Genomic DNA, 20,222 nt, shown 5'->3' with positions numbered 1-20,222 from the left:
TTCCAGCCTTGTCAATAGTTTCATATAGTAATAACATTTAGATTCAAATTTCATTTCAATTGTTTAATACCCAACAGTTTTACTAATCAACTCAACTTTATCCTGTTTAATATTAAAAAAGTAATCCATATCTTCAATAAAATTATATACTTTTTCACCCTCTCCATTTTTCATATAGGTAATACCAATACTACCCAAAACATAATAACTCAATATGCATAAAATGAAAATCATTGCAATACTGATTATTACAAATTTTATTATTCCTAACTTAGGCTTATCATTTTTAAAACCCTTAATATCACACCCTATTCTTCTAAAAGAATTGACTTACTTTTTTTCACCTTGCTTTCGCCATCCTTCCTTGATTACAACACTTTTTTGCATAGTATTCCTTCAACGCGCCATTTGTTAGTTAACTTCCTGTGAGTTGACGATGTGTGGTATCCATCCTTGTTCAAAGCCTATATCGTCAACTCGCTGCTATACGATGTTCAGAATTAACTATTTCCAAGACTACCCTCTTTATCATTATTATGATATAATATACTCATTATAATGAAAGCGAGGTGACACTATGCCAAAAATTCATCCTATTTCAGATTTGCGTAACAATTTCAATGAAATATCCGAAATATGCCATCAAAATTTCGAACCCGTTTATATCACTAAAAATGGTAAAGGCGATCTTGTTGTTACATCGATAGAGTATTTTGAAACACTTCAAGATAAACTTGACTTATATCAAAAATTATCTGTCGCAGAAGCTGAGTATGCATCTGACTCACCATCTATTTCACATGATGATTTTATGAAAGAACTTAGAGGTAAGTATAATGTCACTTAGCTTTAATGTAATCTACAAGGAATCTGCAATGAATGATACATATGCGATACTTGACTATATCTCAAGAGATAATCCAAATGCTGCTGAAAAGTTTATTCAAAAAATAACTGACAGAATTGGTAATTTAAGCCAATTTCCTTTCCTTGGCACGCTACCCAATGAATTTGAACTCAGAAAAAAAGGTTATAGAATGTTATTAATCGACTCATATATTGTATTCTATATTCCAGTTCAAGCACTCAACGAAGTACGTATACATAGAATTCTTTCATTAAAACAAAATTACTCAACGTTTTTATAACCGAGATTCTGAATCGCGTATAACGTCCAGTGAGTTGACGACGCCAGAGGAAGCATGGACGGCGGCCCCTTAAACTCCGACAGGGTCTCGCAAGCAATCATGTCATAACGACCTGTCCTCGTAATAGGTCTCATACATTACTGAATCCTCAAGAGGCTTTCTTTCCGTTTTATGACGGTCAGGACTCAGAAAGCCATTGGTAGGATAACCTAGGATAAGCAATACAGTTGGTTCAATATATTCGGGTATGCTAAATTCTTTTCTTATTATATGAGGATCAAATAATCCTACCAGCACGCTCCCAATATTCAATTCTCTTGCAGCCAGCATCATGTGATCGCAAATAATACCGATATCTATATCACCCGAACATTTTTCGTCAAAAGGTCGAATTAAAGCATCCCTTTTATCTTGACATACGATGAGGATACATTGAGAACCGAAAGTTTGGTATGCTTTTTGAACCTTGAAAACATTCTCAGGTCGTTGAACTACAATAATACGCTGTGGTTGCTTATTACAAGCGGTTGGTGTCACACGGCCAGCAGACATAATGCGTCAAGATCGTCCTTATCAATTTGTTTTTCAATAAATTCCCTTGTTGTACACCGTTGTTTACATAATTCTAAAAAATTCATTTAGTAAATTCCTCCGATAACCAAATACAAAATATATTTAAATAAAAATAATAATTGCTATTACAATTATTGGTATAACCCTATTTGCTGAGATCTTAAACTTACTAAACATGATTTCTCCTCACAATAGTGGATTATTTATATCGATTCTATTAACTAACGAATTATGTCTCCTAACGTCATGTGAATTGACGATATGTGGCATCCATCCTTATTCAAAGCCTATATCGTCAACTTCGCTGTTAGATGCCGTATTAGCTTGACAGTCTTAGCTAACTTGACTTTTACTTAAGTATGTTCCTAATATACTCTCTAATCTCTTCAGGCAATTCTTGTTTAATTGTTCTTTCTAGAAGTTCTCTGTGATTCAAACTTTCTGTTCTAAAATAATTCTCTATCAGCTCGACTTTTTCTTCTCTTCCTTTCATCAATTTATACGCAATGAGCCAATCTTCTAAACTTGTAAAGGGTATAACAACTCCCTGTTTCTGCTTTTTAATAACTATCGACTGATCATCTAACAAGAACTCATAAACGCCATTATCATGCTCAATTCGAAAAGTAGACATCACATCAATACTCACACCTCTGTAGGAATATACATGGAAATGCTTTGTTCTATATTCATTCTTTACTGGTATAGTCTTCCTCTCAGCTATAGAATCAAGAATCTCGACGGTCTTCTTCACATCCTCCTCAGAAACAATGATATCCAAGTCATGAACTTCATCAACAATACCATATTCCTTTAATAAGTATGAACCACCTATACCCCATATAATATTTTCCTTATTCAAATGTTTTGCCAAACTGATAACTACATCATCCAATTCATGTACCTCTCTTTTCTATTCAAAAGATAATATGTCAACTAACATCCTCTAAGTAGACGATTTGTGCCATCCATACTTGCCAAAGCCTATATCGTCAACTCGCTGTTATATGATGTTTCAATCGTCGGCATTCTCCCTTGAATAATTTATATAATTATATGGGCAATCTCTAGTATTATTATGAACCATATAATTACGATGACTCCTGCAACAAAATAATTGCTCTTTCGATCTTTCATAAATTCCTTCTCTGCTCTATCTCTAGAATCCACAATCACTACATCTGGAATCATCTTTAAAGCGAAATATATTCCAATTGGTAATAAGATAATATCATCAAGATATCCCAATATTGGAATAAAGTCAGGAATCAGATCAATGGGACTTAGAGCATAACTGACTACAAATATAGAAAACACTTTGGCAAACAATGGTGTCCTTTCATCTCTATACGAATAGTATAGTGTACCAATTTCTTTTTTTAGTTTCTTTGCACTTTCTAGTAAATTCATCTCTTTACCTTTCATTCAATACCTCGGAACAAAGGTGGAAATTTCATATATAGTCTCATATTCGTATGACTTAGGCGGCCGTATGTGGCCAGCATTCTTACTTATATCCGTTCCCTCTGCTGACCCGAAGCAGGAACATGGGGTTATGTGATTCCCCTCGGAATCTTACTAGCAACTTGATATATCGATACAGTTGATAAAGCAGAACCTAAACCAACAAATCTAATCATTATTCTTGCTCAGAATTTCCTTCAAAGTAAGAACTGTTAATAGGACAGCAATAACTAATAATACTGCAAATATTATAACCATAGCGAAATTACCAGACTCCCCATAATATCCTGCTACATTCATAACCGAGTATATGAGAAGTCCCATGCTCAACATAAACATATATGGTACCCATCTAGTATTCTTCATGTAGCCAATACCAGTAAAAAGAAGAGATACTGCCAATATCAATTCGGATAGTACATGCAGTGCTAAGCTAATGGTTCAGTCTCAAGCTCTGGAACCTGTGATGTGGCAAATAACATGATCCACAATACAATAATTGAAAATCCAACAAATAAGGTATTACTTGCCCATATTGGTGACATTAAGTATATTATCTTAGCATCTTTTATCTCACCCCATGGATCTCCTGCAAGTTTTGAACTCTTTTTACTTAGCGCCTGAACAAAATTTGCTTTCCTAATTTCTGTTAACTCAACTATTTTTGCTCCTATTCTATCGCTTAAAATCTTTGCTCCAGTTCGAGTATTGTTATCTTTTGAATAATATACAACTACAGTCGAATTCATAATCGTTTTCCATTCTTTATTTTTTTATATCTGGTTCGTAATTGCACATAACGTTTGCGTGAATTAGCGACGTGGACATCCTCCTTTATTACCGTCCATGTTGGTAATTCGCTGTTTGGCGATGTTTGATACGATATCATACAACCAACTCAAACTCTTCTTGCATATGTCAGCAAACTCTTCGCGTTCAAATCTAGTTTCATTGACTTTAAATGTATAACTAATTCCTCAACCGCGGAAACTGATCCAAAAATGCATAGTAAATATGCTGTGGTATGAACCGGAATAATCTGAATAAGTAATGGTGTCATGAATAAAGCTATCCCAGTAAATTTATTCCCATATGAGTGTAATATACCCAGTTCCCTAAATTTTATATAGACAACCGTCAATGATAGTACCCTAATTAATATTATTCCTAAAATCCAAAAATAAATTTTTTCAGATAAAATAACTAGTGGATAATACTTATATAATACAACAGTCACCATAATCAAATCCGCAACAGAGTCCAATCTCGCTCCAATAGTACTGGCAGTGCCACTAATTCTCGCTATATATCCATCGAGTATATCACTAAGTCCGGAAACTATATAAATTGTATTAAAAACAATACTAAATGGCTCAAATAATAATAAGGTAAAGCTCAATATAATCCTACTAAGGGTTATATAATTAGCGATATACTTCATCTTTCCTCCTCAATTTTCAATAAGACCACTATTGCAGCCCAGTTTCTAATATCGCATAACGTCTCGTCAATTCGCTGTTAGACAAAGCTATCAACAAAAACTTGTGAATCCCTACAAGTTAGCCCAATTTTTCTTAAAGTATTTTATGTCTTCTATGTAAGCCTTTATATGTCCATCTTCTATGTGTTGCTCAAATGTCTTATCACCTGCTAACCGTTCAACATATTGTGCACCTAAATCATGATATCTTCGTATGAGCTTAGCCTGAACTGGCTTGGTGAATGGATGTGCTTTAGCTATCTTTTGAGTAAACGGTAAACCATACCGCCTTGAAAAAACTAGCTAGTTTTTGAGATAATTATCGCTAGAGACAAGAAAACTAATAGTTTTTTGGAGGTTGATTAAATGGATGATACGACTAATGAAGTACGCTTGGAGTATTGGGCAAATATTGTAAAAAAATGTAACTCAAGTGGTAAAATAAAACGACAATGGTGTGAAGCAAATGACATCAATGAAAAACAGTTTTATTATTGGCAACGTCGGATACGGGCTTTGATATATGAGGGTAGAATAAACGCAACAGAGTTGGTTGCACCTGTATTTGTAGAGGTTCCAGTTGCTGGTAACGAAAAAGCTTTACAAGTATCAAGCAGTAATGATGTGACAGTTGCCAAACAAAATCCAATTTTTAGATTAAATAAAGGCAGTATAGTAATCGAAATATCAAACTTATCCGGAATGGAATTAGCAGCATTCACAAGGGAGCTGATATTCGATGCTTAATGATGCGAAAGGAATTAAGCGTGTCATAGTCTGCTGTGGCCGTTCTGATCTTAGAAGTGGAATTGATAGGTTGTCAATGATGATCAAAAATCACTATAAATTAGATCCGTTTGAAACTGGAACCTTATTCATGTTTTGCGGAAGAAGATCAGACAGGATAAAAACATTGGTTTGGGAGGAAGATGGATATTTTTTGGGATACAAGAGACTTGAAGCAGGTAGCTTCCAGTGGCCACGTTCGGAGGATGAGGCTAAGGCTATAACACAAGAGCAGTTCGAGTGGCTTATGAAGGGTATGAAGATTGAACAGAAGAAATCCATAGCAAAAGTTACCCCTCTTTTACCAGGATGACAAAAGAGTTTATGTGCAAAATAGAGAAAAAAATATTTATTTTTCAAGGTATAGAACAAGATATAATTCAAGAAAAACTACTTATCCACTGATAAAAGAAGGCGCCAATAAATTCAGTGGATAAGCCTTCTGAAAGTCTTTTGATAAAGGCTGAAAAAGCTAATTTTGTGAATAACTGACGTGACAAAACTCGAGTATCAAGTCTTGTGACCTTAGTTATCCACCGTCATAATGACGAAGACCGACTATGTAAAATTTGAGGATTTTGGGTATCTCACGTATAATAAGACAAGATAAAAATACGGGAGAATCCAATGAATAATCCAATTTCAAGAGAAGCTTGTGAAAAACTAAATAAGGAAACGCTGATTGAGATTCTCTTGATGATGCAAACGAATTTTGATGAAGTGAAAAAACAGAATGAAGCCTTGACGATGCAATTAAACGATCTGAACGCAAACTTCAAAGTCCTTTTGGAGAAGTTTAATGTTGCACAGAATGCACGTTTTGGGAAATCCTCTGAGAAAATGGACTTTACAGAAGAAGAATTGGCAGATATAAAGAAAACCATTGCAGAATCTCCATGTTTTAATGAGGCTGAAAATACGGTTGATATGTCAGATCCGGATGAGCTAGAAGAACCTACATTGGAAGAAGTTGGTCAAAAAAAGAAAAAGAAAGCTAAAGGTAAACGGTCTAAAGATTTAGAAGGCTTACCGCAGGCAGAACCGATTATTAGTGATTTAAGCCACGATGAATTGGTCGAACAATTAGGTGAAGGTTACAAGCGAATGCCAGATGATGTATATCGTCACCTCGAATTCCATCCTGGAACTTTTGAAGTACAGGAATACCATGTGGCCGTTTATAGAAGTGCTGATGGCGAAAGATTCGCCCATGCCAAGAGACCGACAGCAGATTTACTCCAGAACAGCTTGGCATCCCCCTCCCTGGTAGCCGGGATTCTCAACTATAAGTATGTCAATGCAATGCCAATCTATAGATTGGAACAAAACTTTTTAAGAAGTGATGTCGTTTTATCCAGACAGGTCATGTGTAACTGGGTGATACGATGTTCAGAGCGTTACCTGTCTCTGATATGGGACCGGATGAAAGAAGTACTCCTTCAACAAGAGGTAATCCAAGCTGATGAGACTACTCTAAAAGTGAGTAAAGATGGCAGGGCGGCCGGAGCAAAAAGTTTTATGTGGGTGTATAGCAGTAGCGAGCTTGATCAAAGCGGCAAGAGAATTGTACTTTTCGAGTATCATAAGACGCGAGAAACGGTACATCTCGAGCAGTTTCTGGAAGGTTACTCTGGCATAGTAGTTTCAGATGGATATGAATCCTATCATAAGCTGGAGAGAGAAAAAGAAGGCATTATCGTTGCCGGCTGCTATGCTCACGCAAGACGCAGATTTGTAAATGCAATAAAAGCAATGCGAAAAACCTCATCAAGGGATGAAATCAAGGAAACGCTTGCTTATAAAGCATTGAAGCAGATGGCCGCCATTTATACTATAGACAAAAGTCTAAAAGAGTTGTCAGCAGAAGAGCGATTAGAAAGAAGAAACCTTAGCGTTACACCGTTGGTTGAGGCTTTTCGATTGGGTGCGAAAAACAAGGACAAAGTGCCTCCAAAATCAGAAACCGGACAAGGTTTTGGCTACTGCCTGAATCAGGAAAAATATCTAAAGACCTTTCTGACTAATGGTAATGTACCGATTGATAATTCATCTTCGGAACGAAATATCCGTCCTTTTACCATTGGAAGAAAAAATTGGGTTCTTATCGATACAATAGCCGGAGCAGAAGCCAGCGCAATATCATATAGCATAGCAGAAACAGCAAAGGCGAATAATTTACGTACATATGAATACTACAAGTATCTGTTAACCGAGATTCCGAAATATCAGGATGAGACAGATCTCGCAGTATTTGATCAACTCTTACCTTGGTCAGCAAGCCTTCCTGAGTACATACGGAGGAAGAAATAGCATATCAGTTTAAGGTATTATGACATAAAAAAACGGTAAACAGTAGAGCTGACTGGTTTACCGTTTACTCTTTTGAAGCTATAGCGAACTTGAGTGTCTTGTTGAGTAAAGTTGGTCGCCTCGCTTATTTCTAGGTGGTCACGGACAACACCCCTAAAACCTCTAGTAATGTCCTATAACAGGCTTATCCTTTGTCTTATGCTTACGGTTAGGTTCATACTCTTGCCAATATACTCTTTTATCATTAAAACGTGTTCTCGCTTCTTTTTCCTCTGCAGAATATCCAACATATACAATACCCAGTGGAGTAACATATTCAGGCATATTGAGTATTTTTTTTAATGCCCTTATATTGCTTTCAAGAGGGTATATGCCTATCCAAATTGAACCAAGCCCTATACTTGTTGCTGCAATCAAAATATTTTCTATCGCTGCACTGCAATCTTGAACCCACATTTCTTGATTTGGCCCTTTAAATGATAATTTCATATTCCCACACACAACAATAGCAACAGGTGCATTATATCTCGCAAAAATCAATTTATCCTTCAGTTCAGAAAGTTTTTCGGCTTTATCAATTACTATAAACTCCCATGGTTGACAATTTGCTGCCGTCGGTGCAGCTGTAGCGGCCTTCAACAAAGTTATAATCATATCCTTTTCAACTTGCTTATCTAAATAGTTTCTTATACTTCTTCTTTTATAAATCGTTTCGATTACGTTCACTATAAAACTCCTTTTTACTTATAATAAACAATATTCTTGTTCTTCAAAACCCTTCCCTTTCAATCCACGCAGAATACGCAATCTCTTTGTGACCGATTTCACTTAACGTCCTGCGTTGACGATGCCAAAGCGCTTACAAGCTGAGCTTATGGTTGTGAGCCTGCGAACACCTAATGCGTGGCTGACTCGGTTAGCGGTTTATATAATCGGTAATGCGTTGTTATGTGAAGGTCCGAATCGTTAATTTCCAACACTTCAAAATGAATAATAGTGCTTTGAGCCATCTATAATTCACTTGGTCAAATTACTCCGTAATCAACTACTTACCTAAGGAAATCTGTATCAATTACTGTACTTGGTTATTGTATATTAATTGTTCCAGCTTTATTTATTAATGCATCAGGTATTAATTCTAACGCCATGCACCATTCAGCTTTTTGGGTTTTATCTGCAATATGCAATATTGCATATTTATAAGACCCCTTAAAACCAAACTTATGGTAAAAATCTGGATTACCACATAGAAATATAGCCGTAAATCCCATACCTCTTGCAATTTGGAAAGCTTCCTTCATCATTTTACTCGCAATTCCTCTGCGAAAAAAGTCTGGATGAACACTTATTGGTGATAGTAAAAGCTCAGTATAAACATTATCCGAAGTTGTAATATCTGTTTTATACAAAACAATCTGTCCTATCAGCATTCCATCGTCATTCTCTGCTACTAATGAAAGTTCTGGAATAAACTCATCTTTTTTTCGTACTTCATTTAAATATTCCCATTCACCTTCATTAGTTGATGTAGCAAATGACTTCTTAACAAGTTCATAAACTTCATCATAATCAGACGGTTGTTCTTGTCGTATAATCATATATAAATCTCCTTTATTTTAAGTTGAATTATATTATTGTTATTAAATAAATCGAGCTATATATCAAAATGCATAATAATTAAGGTTTCTATCTATTTCAAATTCGGACTTTCCGCTAACGTCTCCGAGTTCCCGACGTCATCTCAGGTACTTCTTAACGCGCTCCCTTTCATGATGATATTGGTAACACATTGTAGGCGATAAGATCAATGGAAACTGCCAGTATCCACTAATTTTAATAGATCTACGATATACTTTTCTAGGTTTCTTATCCACCATTCTATTCTTGGTAGTAATTCCTCGGCTTTCTTCCCTTGACTCCATAGTATTTGAATACAATCATGCTCTAATAAATAGATTGTCAGTCTCTTTTCAATCATTGGAATATTGCTTTTTTTCATATAATGAATAAAGACCGTTTCAAACAATTGCATCATATTAGAAGCGTCTGACGGCGGGAACAAACTCCAGTGCAATAAATGTATGAGGTCAAAGTCGGCTTCTCCATACTGTGAACACTCCCAGTCAATTACCCCTGAAAATACATTCTTATTTACAATTATATTTTTAAAATGAAAATCATTATGTATTAAAGAATGACCGTTCTCAAAATCCATGCTTGATATGTTTTCATTAATATAATCATTACTCCGTTCTATTATTCTCCATGCATTGTCTGACAGTGGTATATCTTTAAGCCCATTATATATAAGATCCCAGTATTTTTGATGTCCTGCTTTCCATGATTTATCAAAATCTGGTATTATCGGCACATAATGACCAATATCATATTCTTCTCCTTTTATAGTATGAAGCCCAGATAAAAAATCAGCAATCTCTACTCCTATATTATATATATCTTGATTCTGTAAATCATCATATTTAGTAAATAATTCAATGCCCTGTATGTATTGAAGGATAATATAATAGATTTTACATTCCATACTGCGTTGATCAGAGGAGAAGACTATTTTGGGTACATGTTTCAAATCCCTGATACGATCAAACTTAAATTGTTCATTAAGCATTGATTGCTTTGATGTTCGAATCAAATATTTATCATCAATAAAATATATTTCTTTATTGAAACTACCCTCCACTCTGGTAATCTTGTTACAAAACAGATGATTTTCATGACAAATCTTTCTTATATCTTTATCTTCCATTGATGCCTCCATTAAGCTGGTTCTAATATATAGTATACTAATTAATTCTTTCGCCTAACGTCCTGTGTATGTAAGATATGGACATCACTCCTTGATGCTCTCCATGTCTGCACATACTGTTAGCTGATGTTGCGTACGGAAGCTACCAATATCCCTAAACTAGTTACATCTTATACCTACTGCCATACTTTTTCCTTGCCTCTTTAGTATGTTGTAATATAAAGTCCGATTTTGCATCCGTATAACCATCTCTATTATTCCTATATTTATCAATTAATTCTGATTTGATTTGACCATATTTTTCAGCCACCTCTTTGCAATCAATCAAATAATCTCTAAAGTACAATTCATTCCAATCACCTGCAAGACGTACATGTAAATGGTAGACTTTTTTAGAAAATCCATGTTTTGTATATCCTTTATTAAATACCCTACTCATATATGGTTCTTCTTGGGACGACATTAAAGTCCATCCTTCATCTAATATCCTATCTATTATTATATCCAGATTACACCCCTCCTTAAGTTCCAACAAAATATCAACTATAGGTTTTGATAATAGACCATTAACAGCACTACTCCCTATATGATTAATACGAGCAATATCTTTCTCCCCAATTAAATTAATAAACTTTTCTTCTTCAATTTCATACCAATTTTTATATTCAACATTATGCTCTTTCAAAATAATCGGAAATAGCACCCATAATTCTTCAAGTGTCATCTCTGACAGTTCTTTCTCCATTTGTACCTCCTTAAATTTTCTTAACCAGTGCGCAATGTCCGTTAACGTCCTGGTATTTGGAATGTCCCTGAATCGGACCCGCCTAAGACTACTCCCTGGTGTAGCTTCGCTCTCGGTAAAGGGATGTTGTACTTTGAATTTTCCCTTGAAACGTGCCACCAGTACCTTTAAAAGATACAATACAACGATTAAAGTTAAATAAAAACCTGCATAAATAATGTTATGATAAAGCCAAATAAAACAGCATACATAATCATTTCAAATTGAAATTTTAAAATAGATTTTTTTTGTAGATATTCTTTTTTAAAATACACATATCCTTCAATGTTATCCAGAAAAGGTGCTGCTGATGAAATGTGGGTATAGACAAACATTAAAGTAACAAAAAAGATGAACTGTAAAATAAATATGAGATTTTCAATAGCTGTAAATAAGGGAAGGAGAACGACACCCATCAAAAAACCTCTTACAATTTGGGCAAGTAAAAAATATTTCTCAACGTGTTTCCTTTCTTCTTTAAGTCCCATATCATTTAAAAAATGACATAGCCTATTTTTACTTTCATAAATATCTTTGCTAAATTTTAATGCAATCGCTCCAGCAACAGTATATGATACGGTATGAGCAATCATAAATAGAAGAATGAACTTTACATATATCATTGTGTACCTCCTTTAATAAAGATAATCTATTTATTCCTTTACTTCGCCACCATGGAACATACATTCATAGACCTTAATGCCATCTTTCAAAATTACCTCGTAGCCTTTGAACCAAGCCACATCTCCTTCTACTTCACATCTATATGTGAAGCTGCCGCTAGTATATTCTTCTGGTCCTCGGTACGGCATATCTTCTGGCACCATGAGCAGAGCTTCCTTAAGGAAGTCTCCTTGAAAATCAGCCCCCAACACTCTACCAATGTAGTTCATAGACCAAAACGCAATATCTTCTAACCATAATGCCTCTTCTCCAGCAAAACTGCCACTTCCTAAGTAAGTGTCTATGTATTTCAGTTCACCTTCATTGTATTCCAGATCATGAGAATTAGGCCTCGATGCTTCGCTCTCATTACCTTTCCCAGCATATGTAGCTTTCTTGGCTCTAATCAAAAACTCTACAATCTTCTTATCCATGTGTTCTTCCTACTTTCATCCTATAGAATTTGCTGTAATTATTATCTATTTCAATTTAATACCTAGCATAATCTATTGCCTAACTTCGCTGTTAGGTGCAGTATCATCGACAACTTACCCAACACTAAACTGTTAATTATTGTGAAGTACTCTCGGATTAAGTAATTCAATCGAATCGTCAATGGAGTCTTACAGGCTAAACCTTTGACTAGTAGACCTTCCCTATCAGCTAATTCTAATGCTCTAAACATATGAAATTCATTGGTAATTAGAAGCCCTGTAGACTCTTCACCAAAGTGTACATCAACCAAACTCTTACTAAACTCAATATTCTCTTGGGTTGATGTAGACATGTCTTCAAGTATAATACGATCAGGATTCACACCATTATCAGATAAATAAAGAGACATTGCCAGAGCTTCTGGAATATCCTCACCAGGTCCTTGACCTCCAGAAACAATATATATTACTTCCTCTTCTTCTGCTGCTAAATCGACCGCCAACTCTAGCCTCAATCTCAAAATTGTCGATAACTCTTGCCCTCTTAATCCAGCACCAAGAACCAGTATGTAGTCATAATCATCCTCTTCTGTTTCGTAAGTGATTCCATTATGAATTAATAGTTGAACAATTAAGAAGGATACTAAAAATAGTAAGTAACCAACATTCATAATTTTATAGAAGTATAGAAACCACTTATGCGACCTCTGGAATCTTCTTAATCCATCCCAAAATATCAATGATAGGATGAAAAGAAAGATTATTAATGTAGAAAACGTTATGCCGAAGCCAATCATTAATAAGAGAGCAATTATAAGCAAAACAATCAAGATATATTCAATTATGCCAAACCTCGCTTTTCTCATATTACTCCTTTCTAAATCGAGATGATATTGCACCTAACGTTTGCGTGTTACGGAAGTTCATCCGCTCAGTTTCTTCCCAATTCACAAAACTAAAAGCTGATGAATTTGTGAAACATCTTGTTATGCGAAGGAACTCGCGGAAACAACCATTTCATCCAAATCAGCTAAGTAAATTAATAGCCTACAAAATGATAACCAATTATTCTTTTAACATCTTCTCATAGCAGTAATATTGTTGGTGACCTATTGGCTTAAAACTGAATGTAACTTCTCCAACTTTCTGAAAAGCATTCTTTTCATATAATCTTATTGCCGCCGCATTTTTTGAAAACACATCTAATCTCATAGCTGTGTACCCATTGTTAAAGCCATACGCTTCGCATAATTCCAACACTTGCTGACCATAACCCTTACCTTGTACTTTAGGATTAATAGCTAGTGCATGAATAACTATAATTCTACCATCAATATAATTCCACGGGACCAAATTCCATTCCTCAGATTGACTTTCATTCAAAATTACTGAACCAATCAGATCTCCATCTGACTCAAAAATGTATTGACACTTATCCTTTATACAACTCGTATATGTGGTAATGTTAGGATATCTATCATCCCATTGGTAAATACCACTTTCATTTAAGTTCAATATGCAAACCTTGTAAAGCTCATCGATTCGATTCAAATTATCCATTTTGGCTTCACTCATCTTCATAATACCTTCTCACCCCCTATGTAGATTATATTTATAAGCCAAAAAACTTAGCTAGTTCTTTCACATAACATTTGCGTTAACGTATTATTAGGCGACGTCGTAAGTTTCAGCATCAATCTTAATCACCAGATATATTCTTCTTATAAAACTTACTCTTATAAATCAATGTAATCGATAAACCCAATCGTAAAATTGTAATAACTAAACTTGATATGAAAAAGTACAACTGAAAATTACTTCCAACCATATCACCTACACGTATAACTGAGAAAGTTACAATACCATAAATAAAATTTGGAATAGCAATAATGTTCATAATACTAAGTAACACTAAAATAGTACCATTCAAGAAAAAAACCAAATTCTTATCAATTACACCCTCCACCGATTTAAAAGAGTGTCTTCTTAACAAGAGAATTATAATTATAGGTACAAGATTATATAGTGTTAAAAAAACTACATTTAGTAGCGAATCAAAATTCAGGTGACTTCCATCAGGAAAATGTATGAACAATTGACTTAGAAAATTGTTCAGTAGCAAAAATGAGTAGTGAGCTATAAATGCTGGTGCAATAATATATATAATTGTGTTCCCCTTAGACTTAGTGTAATCAAACATATTTAACTTGTATGATATTTATAGAAGTAAATATCACACTTTCCTTTCTTTTTTATTCGTGACTATAATACATTCAGATACTGTGGTACCTTTGATTTTTTTCTGTAGCACAGACTACTTAACAGGAGTGTATTGCCGCTACCTTTATCTGAATTGTTTATTAGCTGGATGTGCCATACATTTTGTATAGAGTACTTATCTCATTCAAGTCTACAATGATAATCGCTGGTGGACGTCATGGTATCAATAATTCGAAAGGAGATTTAATCTCATGATCTATCTTGGCATTGATATCGCCAAACTTAACCACTTCGCCGCAGCCATATCTTCTGATGGTGAAGTACTTCTCGAGCCGTTCAAATTTACGAATGACAGTGATGGCTTCCATTTGTTGCTCTCTTCAATTAGTTCCTTTAAAAGAGTGACCTCATCATTGGTCTTGAATCAACAGCTCACTATGGCAACAACCTTATTGAATTTCTTGTATCTAGACACTTTAAGGTTTGTCTCATCAACCCACTTCAGACTTCATCTATGCGAAAAATAACATTCGCAAGACTAAGACTGATAAAGTTGATACCTTTGTTATCGCTAAAACCCTTATGATGCATGATCATCGTTTCCTCACTGTAGAAGACATTGATCTTATGCATTTGAAGAATCTTGGACGTTTCCGTCAGAAGCTGGTTAAAACCGTACTAGGTTGAAAATTCAGCTAACTTCTTATATGGATCAGGTTTTCCTGAACTCCAATACTTCTTCAAATCAGGTTTGCATCAGAAAGCCTGTTATCAGCTTCTTAAAGAAGCTCCTACTCCGGATGCTATTGCCTCCATGCATATGACTCATCTTTCAGCTCTTCTTTTAAAAGCCTCCCACGGCCACTTCAAGAAAGAACATGCTAAAGCATTAAGAGTTCTTGCAAGGGAGTCTGTCGGATCCAGCGACAGGTCTTTATCTATTCAAATAACTCATGCTATCGAGCAAATCGAGTTATTAGATAGCCAGTTAAAAACTGTTGAATCGGAAATGCAATCAATTATGCTTTCACTTGATTCACTTATCATGACCATTCCAGGCATTGGATTTGTCAATGGTGGAATGATTCTTGGTGAAATTGGTAACATTAAACGCTTCTCCAATGCTAGCAAAGTTCTAGCTTATGCTGGGTTAGATCCGTCTGTTTATCAGTCTGGAAACTTTGTTGCCAAACGTACACGTATGTCAAAACGAGGATCAAAAACCTTACGTTATGCATTAATTAATGCTGCAAACAATGTTGTTCGTAACAACGACACATTTAAAGCTTATTACGATACTAAAAGAGCTGAAGGCCGAAACCACTACAACACTTTAGGTCACTGTGCCGGTAAGCTTGTCAGGGTCATCTATAAGATGCTTACTGACGAAGTCGAGTTTAATCTCGACTAATTAAAACCCGAATATCATTTGATTTTGAAAACTACCTTATAGGGAGTCTTATTAAAGTTACCCTTTTTTAAGGAATTCGATTAAAAAGAATTTCCAGCTAATTTATACTTGACTTTTCATAGCTGGTCTCCTATTCTTACTACTTAGCAAAGTATGTCGCCTAACGTTCCGCATTGCCGAGGCCCTTGAGCCGGACAAGAAGAGAATGAACCCAAAGAGGGACTTGCTCCCCGGCGAATGAGTGTGGATTCGGGCGACCGTCCGGATCCACCCCTGAGCTGCCCGAAGACCTTGCGGCAGATGCTTTGTTACCTGACGTATATGGGCTCGCTGGAGTGCAGGACGCATGGAAGCGATGGCTTTTTCCTACTGAATTTACATCTCTCTATTTCTGTTCAATATAATGTGGTTCAGAAATATTATCGATTACAAAACGCGTTGAACTTCGTGTGTAGAAGTTCAATACAGACACCTCTCTTATAAGCTCAATCAACTTATCACGACGATTTTGTAATGATAATGGTGCTGTAATTCTCTGAATATCCCAATGATATTCCCGAATACCATCACTTCCGGGTAGCGTAGTCCAGCTATCTACATAAATATACACTCTTGTTTCACCCCATAACAAAATATAAGTATCACCATAATCTCTTCCTGGCGTTTGAACACGTGTAAAAACTATTTTGCGTTCTCGGTCAATGACCCAAGCGGAATACTCATCAGCCATGATATGCTCACTCATAAATTGAATATCAAGAGCATTGAAGAATTCCCAATCTTCTTGTCGAACCTTTTCTCTGGTCAGTGTCATGATATTGATCTCCTATACTCAATAATCTTTCTGTCTTTTTCCCCTCGTATGTCTTCTGAATTGCCCGCCAGGTCGGCGGGCTTGCCTTTGCCCATATATGTTAGGTAACGTCTTGCGAATGGACGACGTATAGCATCCTTCCACTAACTGCCCATGTCGTCCATTCGCTGTTAGGCGATGTAAGTTATGGAAGTTGCTATATACTAAAACTAGTTCTCATTTCCATCCAAAACAGAATCTATAATTTCCCATGAGATATTCATAAACTGATCAATTGTATATTCATATATTCCATACCCTTGAATATGCCCATCTTCAAACCTTGCATAAATCCATTTATCATTCAAAACATATATATTGGTAAAAGCCATTGTTCCTCCTAATACACCATCATAAGGAATCAATTCAGGATGTAATCTTAAATCTTCAGATATTTGAGTATAGTCACTAATTCCATTATATTTTAACAATTCTATGGACGCAGCATCAATTGTAATTAATTCTTGCATTATATTATTTAATACTTCCTTTTCTTTCTCCAATGCATCAATAGTGTCCTTAAGTGTTCTTTGTTCATCCTTAAGTATTATTTTGTCGTTCATTACAACTTTAAGATCAATTTTAGTTGTTTCAATTTTATTTAAGTATTCTACTTTATCCTCCATTAATTCCTGACTTTATGAGTTTACTTCTCCATTCTTATAAAAAATCAATACCATGAGAACAATATTGAATATAACTAAGACCAAAATTAGAATATGTTCTTTTCTCATATAACACTCCCCCTTTGCTGAGCATTGAGTTCCACAAAAGACATAATAACTTGTATCGCCTAACATCCCGTGAACTTACGACGTGGCCACCCTTCCGATTAAAACGTCCATGTCGTAAGTTCGCTGTTATGTGACGTTCTAGCGGAAGCTCACGAAACTCTTCGGCTGACTATACCCAATTATATTCTCGTAAACTTTCTTCTGTTAGCAAGTTTATATTATCAAATCCCTTAGCTTCAGCATTCCTATATACTTCTTGCAAAATGTTACCATCTTTGAAGCTAAACATAACATAACTACAATCATATACAGTCAGAAATACCTGACTGTCACTCTTTAGAAAGTCATCATATGAGCCATACCTATCTCTGGAAGCCTCATTAAGAAATGCTCGCAGGGTAATAAAAATCATATAATAAGTATTGGTCATAGCCCTATTCAGTAGGTCTTCACCGCTCAAATACTCTTCTGTAAAAAGAAATTCACCTGTATACTCATTGTCCCTCTGTAAATGTATCTCGTCATATTCTATATCCCATATATAATCCTGAGGATTGAATAAGTTTAGGATATCTCCAAGAAATTGTCCTGGCTTATTCGGGATTTCAAATGTGATACCATTATGAACCATATTTTCTCCTAATACTTTAACTAAGCTAGAATGTCACATAACGTCCGTCCTGTGTGTTGACGACGCCAATCTGCTTACAGGGTGAGCTCATGCCTATGAGCCTGCGAACGGCTAATGCGACCCCGACTCGGTTAGCAGATTGAGTGTTGCCAACATGCTATTATCTGACGTAGCCAATCGTTAACAGCCAACAACTCTAGACATCAATTATCACTCAAATTACATGGTAAATTATTAAATAATTCCTCTACAGTGTCATACTTATGCAAAGCACTAATCACATTACTATCTGGCTCCTTGTAAACAATCAAAATATCTTCTTCACCTTGATTCTCGTCAACTTGAAATGCTAATTTCTCAACTTCTATAGAAAATTCAGAGTTTACGCCTAATTTATTGCCCCTAGCGTCTAATCTAATCCACCTATCTAAACTTTTCACATATACTCCATTAAGTCCATGAATAATCAAGTATTGTTTATCGTCAGATAATAATAACCGCTGATAACAAAATCCCGTTGGTATCCCATGATATCTTAATAATGCTGCAAGTAAATGCGATTTAGCATAGCATATACCTTCACCAAACTTCAATACTTCTGAGGCATTACAGGTGACCGCTGACCCGTTCACATCAGCTGAATGATCAATCTTATCTCTTACATATTCAAAAACAGCTTTAATTCGGTCAACATCATCAACTTTATTCTTGCATATCTCTTCCGCTAAAAACACAATTGATTGATCATCAAAATTAATAATAGTTGATGATTTCAAATAGTCATTGATATCATTAGATTCAATATTCAGATCCACAACGTTCCCTCCCACCTGTCAAAATATTAGAAAAACGATTCTCTTCGCTCGCAGATTGGATATGTCAGATAACGTCCTCGTATTTCCGATGTTCATAGCACAAACACTTTAAATACTATAACTTTAATGCTATGAATGTTGGAAACATATTGTTATATGACGTTGCGCACGGCAGCATGGCATAACTACCTATAGGTGGCTATAGATTTTGTGATTTCAATCTTTTCAGAGTCAAACCCTTCACTCTCTAAAAACAGCTTTAAATCCATTTCGGTTATATTACATTTTGGTCCTATGAAAACCTTGCGTATTAATTCATCTTTGATTTTTTCAAAACTAATGTCAAAATAAGGAAACAAATTATTTGCTGATGACATGAATTGAAGTGGAAATCTTAAAAAACCATTTTTGAATTCTGCAATTTCAGAATAATTTTCATCAATTGTTCAAACTTCCTCTATACAGTTTTTATAATTTGTATTGTAATTAGATAAATGGTTATTAATAATCAATCTCCACTCTTTTTCTTCTGAAAATGCATTATTCTTAAAAAATGGACTATCATTTCTAAATGCTGATATTCTTAAACAAACATCAAACAAAAAATCATTCAATAACCTAGGTATATCAAATTCATCTTCAATATTCTTATATGCATTAACTAATTCTACAATTTGATTCTTAACGTACTCACTTTGCGTTTCATTATCATAGACTACTTTTTTAAAAAAATAATTATAACCACCAGTATCAAAAGTTAATAGAATCTCCTTATTAAAACCAATGGATAGACCCTTACCATCATCAGCATAGCCCCTCCATTGACTTAAAATGTCACCCTCTTCTGAAAAACATGAAACAAAGGTAAGCATTGATCTAGTATTATTCAAAAAAACAACGTCGATTGTTGCTGAAATCCGCTTACTTACCTTGTCAAAAAGCTCATTATTATAATCATAAATTTTACTAAATTCAATATCAGAAATAATTGTATCAATTATTCTATTCTTCATTGATGTAGCAATCCACTGAATTTCAGAATAGTCATTTGTCTTGCTGCAATCCGAAACCCTGATAGTTTTATTATGTATTATCTTCATAAATGTATCTATTCTGCAATAATGATATAGTATATTTTCAGTAGAACCCATG

At 35.0% G+C, this 20,222-nt stretch carries 27 protein-coding genes and 1 pseudogene; 7 read left to right on the top strand and 21 right to left on the bottom strand.

Features of this window, described 5'->3' with window-relative positions; all coding sequences use genetic code 11:
• Positions 1 to 63: 63 nt before the first annotated feature.
• Entirely contained in the window at positions 64 to 213 is a 150-nt protein-coding gene (locus PATL70BA_RS16325; protein WP_172596283.1) for a hypothetical protein, read from the bottom strand.
• Between the two features lie 364 nt (positions 214 to 577).
• Here PATL70BA_RS16325 and PATL70BA_RS15200 point away from each other — a divergent pair, with 364 nt between their 5' ends.
• Entirely contained in the window at positions 578 to 847 is a 270-nt protein-coding gene (locus PATL70BA_RS15200; protein WP_125138176.1) for a type II toxin-antitoxin system Phd/YefM family antitoxin, read from the top strand.
• Positions 837 to 1,148, top strand: coding sequence for a type II toxin-antitoxin system RelE/ParE family toxin (locus PATL70BA_RS15195; RefSeq protein WP_125138175.1), 312 nt, complete (start codon positions 837 to 839; stop codon positions 1,146 to 1,148). Before PATL70BA_RS15200 ends, PATL70BA_RS15195 begins: the two co-directional genes overlap by 11 nt.
• 102 nt (positions 1,149 to 1,250) lie before the next feature.
• On the opposite strand, the gene PATL70BA_RS15190 is transcribed toward PATL70BA_RS15195, so the two are convergent.
• The 5 genes from PATL70BA_RS15190 to PATL70BA_RS15170 form a co-directional block, all read right to left on the bottom strand.
• The gene (locus PATL70BA_RS15190; RefSeq protein WP_243115930.1) at positions 1,251 to 1,700 is read right to left on the bottom strand and encodes a nitroreductase family protein; all 450 of its coding nucleotides are present in this window, start codon (positions 1,698 to 1,700) and stop codon (positions 1,251 to 1,253) included.
• Between the two features lie 370 nt (positions 1,701 to 2,070).
• Positions 2,071 to 2,616, bottom strand: coding sequence for a nucleotidyltransferase family protein (locus PATL70BA_RS15185; protein ID WP_125138174.1), 546 nt, complete (start codon positions 2,614 to 2,616; stop codon positions 2,071 to 2,073).
• 149 nt (positions 2,617 to 2,765) lie between these two features.
• Positions 2,766 to 3,146 carry a YkvA family protein gene (locus PATL70BA_RS15180; protein WP_197715768.1) on the bottom strand — a complete coding sequence of 127 codons (381 nt, stop codon included), beginning with the start codon at positions 3,144 to 3,146 and terminating at the stop codon, positions 2,766 to 2,768.
• 467 nt (positions 3,147 to 3,613) lie between these two features.
• Positions 3,614 to 3,934, bottom strand: coding sequence for a flavodoxin family protein (locus PATL70BA_RS15175; protein ID WP_125138173.1), 321 nt, complete (start codon positions 3,932 to 3,934; stop codon positions 3,614 to 3,616).
• 149 nt (positions 3,935 to 4,083) lie between these two features.
• The gene (locus tag PATL70BA_RS15170) at positions 4,084 to 4,626 is read right to left on the bottom strand and encodes a CDP-alcohol phosphatidyltransferase family protein (protein ID WP_125138172.1); all 543 of its coding nucleotides are present in this window, start codon (positions 4,624 to 4,626) and stop codon (positions 4,084 to 4,086) included.
• A gap of 405 nt (positions 4,627 to 5,031) precedes the next feature.
• Between PATL70BA_RS15170 and tnpA the strand changes: the two genes are divergently transcribed.
• The 3 genes from tnpA to tnpC all read left to right on the top strand — a co-directional run bounded on the left by tnpA (position 5,032) and on the right by tnpC (position 7,761).
• On the top strand, positions 5,032 to 5,412 hold the full coding sequence (gene tnpA / locus PATL70BA_RS15165) for an IS66 family insertion sequence element accessory protein TnpA (protein ID WP_125138171.1): 381 nt from the start codon (positions 5,032 to 5,034) through the stop codon (positions 5,410 to 5,412).
• Positions 5,405 to 5,764 (top strand): IS66 family insertion sequence element accessory protein TnpB, encoded by a 360-nt coding sequence (gene tnpB / locus PATL70BA_RS15160; protein ID WP_125136565.1) that lies wholly within the window; start codon positions 5,405 to 5,407, stop codon positions 5,762 to 5,764. Before tnpA ends, tnpB begins: the two co-directional genes overlap by 8 nt.
• 314 nt (positions 5,765 to 6,078) lie before the next feature.
• Positions 6,079 to 7,761 (top strand): IS66 family transposase, encoded by a 1,683-nt coding sequence (gene tnpC, locus PATL70BA_RS15155; protein ID WP_125138170.1) that lies wholly within the window; start codon positions 6,079 to 6,081, stop codon positions 7,759 to 7,761.
• A 162-nt stretch (positions 7,762 to 7,923) separates the two neighbouring features.
• Here tnpC and PATL70BA_RS15150 read toward each other — a convergent pair whose 3' ends face one another.
• The 9 genes from PATL70BA_RS15150 to PATL70BA_RS16665 form a co-directional block, all read right to left on the bottom strand.
• Positions 7,924 to 8,487 carry a nitroreductase family protein gene (locus PATL70BA_RS15150; RefSeq protein WP_125138169.1) on the bottom strand — a complete coding sequence of 188 codons (564 nt, stop codon included), beginning with the start codon at positions 8,485 to 8,487 and terminating at the stop codon, positions 7,924 to 7,926.
• Between the two features lie 359 nt (positions 8,488 to 8,846).
• Positions 8,847 to 9,359, bottom strand: a complete 513-nt coding sequence (locus PATL70BA_RS15145) for a GNAT family N-acetyltransferase (protein ID WP_125138168.1) — start codon at positions 9,357 to 9,359, stop codon at positions 8,847 to 8,849.
• Between the two features lie 206 nt (positions 9,360 to 9,565).
• Positions 9,566 to 10,525, bottom strand: coding sequence for an aminoglycoside phosphotransferase family protein (locus PATL70BA_RS15140; RefSeq protein ID WP_172596281.1), 960 nt, complete (start codon positions 10,523 to 10,525; stop codon positions 9,566 to 9,568).
• Between the two features lie 163 nt (positions 10,526 to 10,688).
• The gene (locus tag PATL70BA_RS15135; protein ID WP_125138166.1) at positions 10,689 to 11,270 is read right to left on the bottom strand and encodes a GrpB family protein; all 582 of its coding nucleotides are present in this window, start codon (positions 11,268 to 11,270) and stop codon (positions 10,689 to 10,691) included.
• 194 nt (positions 11,271 to 11,464) lie between these two features.
• Positions 11,465 to 11,932: a hypothetical protein gene (locus PATL70BA_RS15130; RefSeq protein WP_125138165.1), complete on the bottom strand. Its 468-nt coding sequence runs from the start codon at positions 11,930 to 11,932 to the stop codon at positions 11,465 to 11,467.
• Positions 11,933 to 11,962: 30 nt separating this feature from the next.
• Positions 11,963 to 12,406: a DUF5680 domain-containing protein gene (locus PATL70BA_RS15125; RefSeq protein ID WP_125138164.1), complete on the bottom strand. Its 444-nt coding sequence runs from the start codon at positions 12,404 to 12,406 to the stop codon at positions 11,963 to 11,965.
• Between the two features lie 62 nt (positions 12,407 to 12,468).
• Positions 12,469 to 13,077 carry a YdcF family protein gene (locus tag PATL70BA_RS15120; protein ID WP_172596280.1) on the bottom strand — a complete coding sequence of 203 codons (609 nt, stop codon included), beginning with the start codon at positions 13,075 to 13,077 and terminating at the stop codon, positions 12,469 to 12,471.
• Positions 13,078 to 13,471: 394 nt separating this feature from the next.
• Positions 13,472 to 13,987, bottom strand: coding sequence for a GNAT family N-acetyltransferase (locus tag PATL70BA_RS15115; protein ID WP_125138162.1), 516 nt, complete (start codon positions 13,985 to 13,987; stop codon positions 13,472 to 13,474).
• Positions 13,988 to 14,841: 854 nt separating this feature from the next.
• The gene (locus PATL70BA_RS16665) at positions 14,842 to 14,994 is read right to left on the bottom strand and encodes a hypothetical protein (RefSeq protein ID WP_243116024.1); all 153 of its coding nucleotides are present in this window, start codon (positions 14,992 to 14,994) and stop codon (positions 14,842 to 14,844) included.
• On the opposite strand from PATL70BA_RS16665, the pseudogene PATL70BA_RS17165 reads away from it, so the two are divergent.
• Positions 14,929 to 15,313: pseudogene (locus tag PATL70BA_RS17165) on the top strand (IS110 family transposase). The gene PATL70BA_RS16665 and the pseudogene PATL70BA_RS17165 sit on opposite strands and share 66 nt — an antisense overlap.
• 64 nt (positions 15,314 to 15,377) lie before the next feature.
• Entirely contained in the window at positions 15,378 to 16,037 is a 660-nt protein-coding gene (locus PATL70BA_RS17160; RefSeq protein WP_408634445.1) for a transposase, read from the top strand.
• Positions 16,038 to 16,422: 385 nt separating this feature from the next.
• Here the strand turns inward: PATL70BA_RS17160 and PATL70BA_RS15105 are convergent, their stop codons facing one another.
• From PATL70BA_RS15105 to PATL70BA_RS15085, 6 genes are all read right to left on the bottom strand, one after another.
• Positions 16,423 to 16,851 (bottom strand): hypothetical protein, encoded by a 429-nt coding sequence (locus tag PATL70BA_RS15105; protein ID WP_125138161.1) that lies wholly within the window; start codon positions 16,849 to 16,851, stop codon positions 16,423 to 16,425.
• 209 nt (positions 16,852 to 17,060) lie between these two features.
• Positions 17,061 to 17,516 (bottom strand): hypothetical protein, encoded by a 456-nt coding sequence (locus tag PATL70BA_RS15100; protein WP_125138160.1) that lies wholly within the window; start codon positions 17,514 to 17,516, stop codon positions 17,061 to 17,063.
• Between the two features lie 277 nt (positions 17,517 to 17,793).
• Positions 17,794 to 18,255 (bottom strand): DUF2691 family protein, encoded by a 462-nt coding sequence (locus PATL70BA_RS15095; protein ID WP_125138159.1) that lies wholly within the window; start codon positions 18,253 to 18,255, stop codon positions 17,794 to 17,796.
• 203 nt (positions 18,256 to 18,458) lie between these two features.
• Positions 18,459 to 19,070 carry a transglutaminase-like domain-containing protein gene (locus PATL70BA_RS15090; RefSeq protein ID WP_125138158.1) on the bottom strand — a complete coding sequence of 204 codons (612 nt, stop codon included), beginning with the start codon at positions 19,068 to 19,070 and terminating at the stop codon, positions 18,459 to 18,461.
• Between the two features lie 185 nt (positions 19,071 to 19,255).
• Positions 19,256 to 19,447 carry a hypothetical protein gene (locus PATL70BA_RS16320; protein ID WP_172596279.1) on the bottom strand — a complete coding sequence of 64 codons (192 nt, stop codon included), beginning with the start codon at positions 19,445 to 19,447 and terminating at the stop codon, positions 19,256 to 19,258.
• 69 nt (positions 19,448 to 19,516) lie between these two features.
• Positions 19,517 to 20,221 carry a DUF2971 domain-containing protein gene (locus tag PATL70BA_RS15085; protein WP_125138157.1) on the bottom strand — a complete coding sequence of 235 codons (705 nt, stop codon included), beginning with the start codon at positions 20,219 to 20,221 and terminating at the stop codon, positions 19,517 to 19,519.
• Between the last annotated feature and the right edge of the window lies 1 nt (position 20,222).

The organism is Petrocella atlantisensis (genome assembly GCF_900538275.1).
In the GTDB taxonomy this organism is placed as follows: domain Bacteria; phylum Bacillota; class Clostridia; order Lachnospirales; family Vallitaleaceae; genus Petrocella; species Petrocella atlantisensis.
Note: the sequence above shows the minus strand (reverse complement) of the source record. Positions and strands in the feature narration are given on the sequence as shown.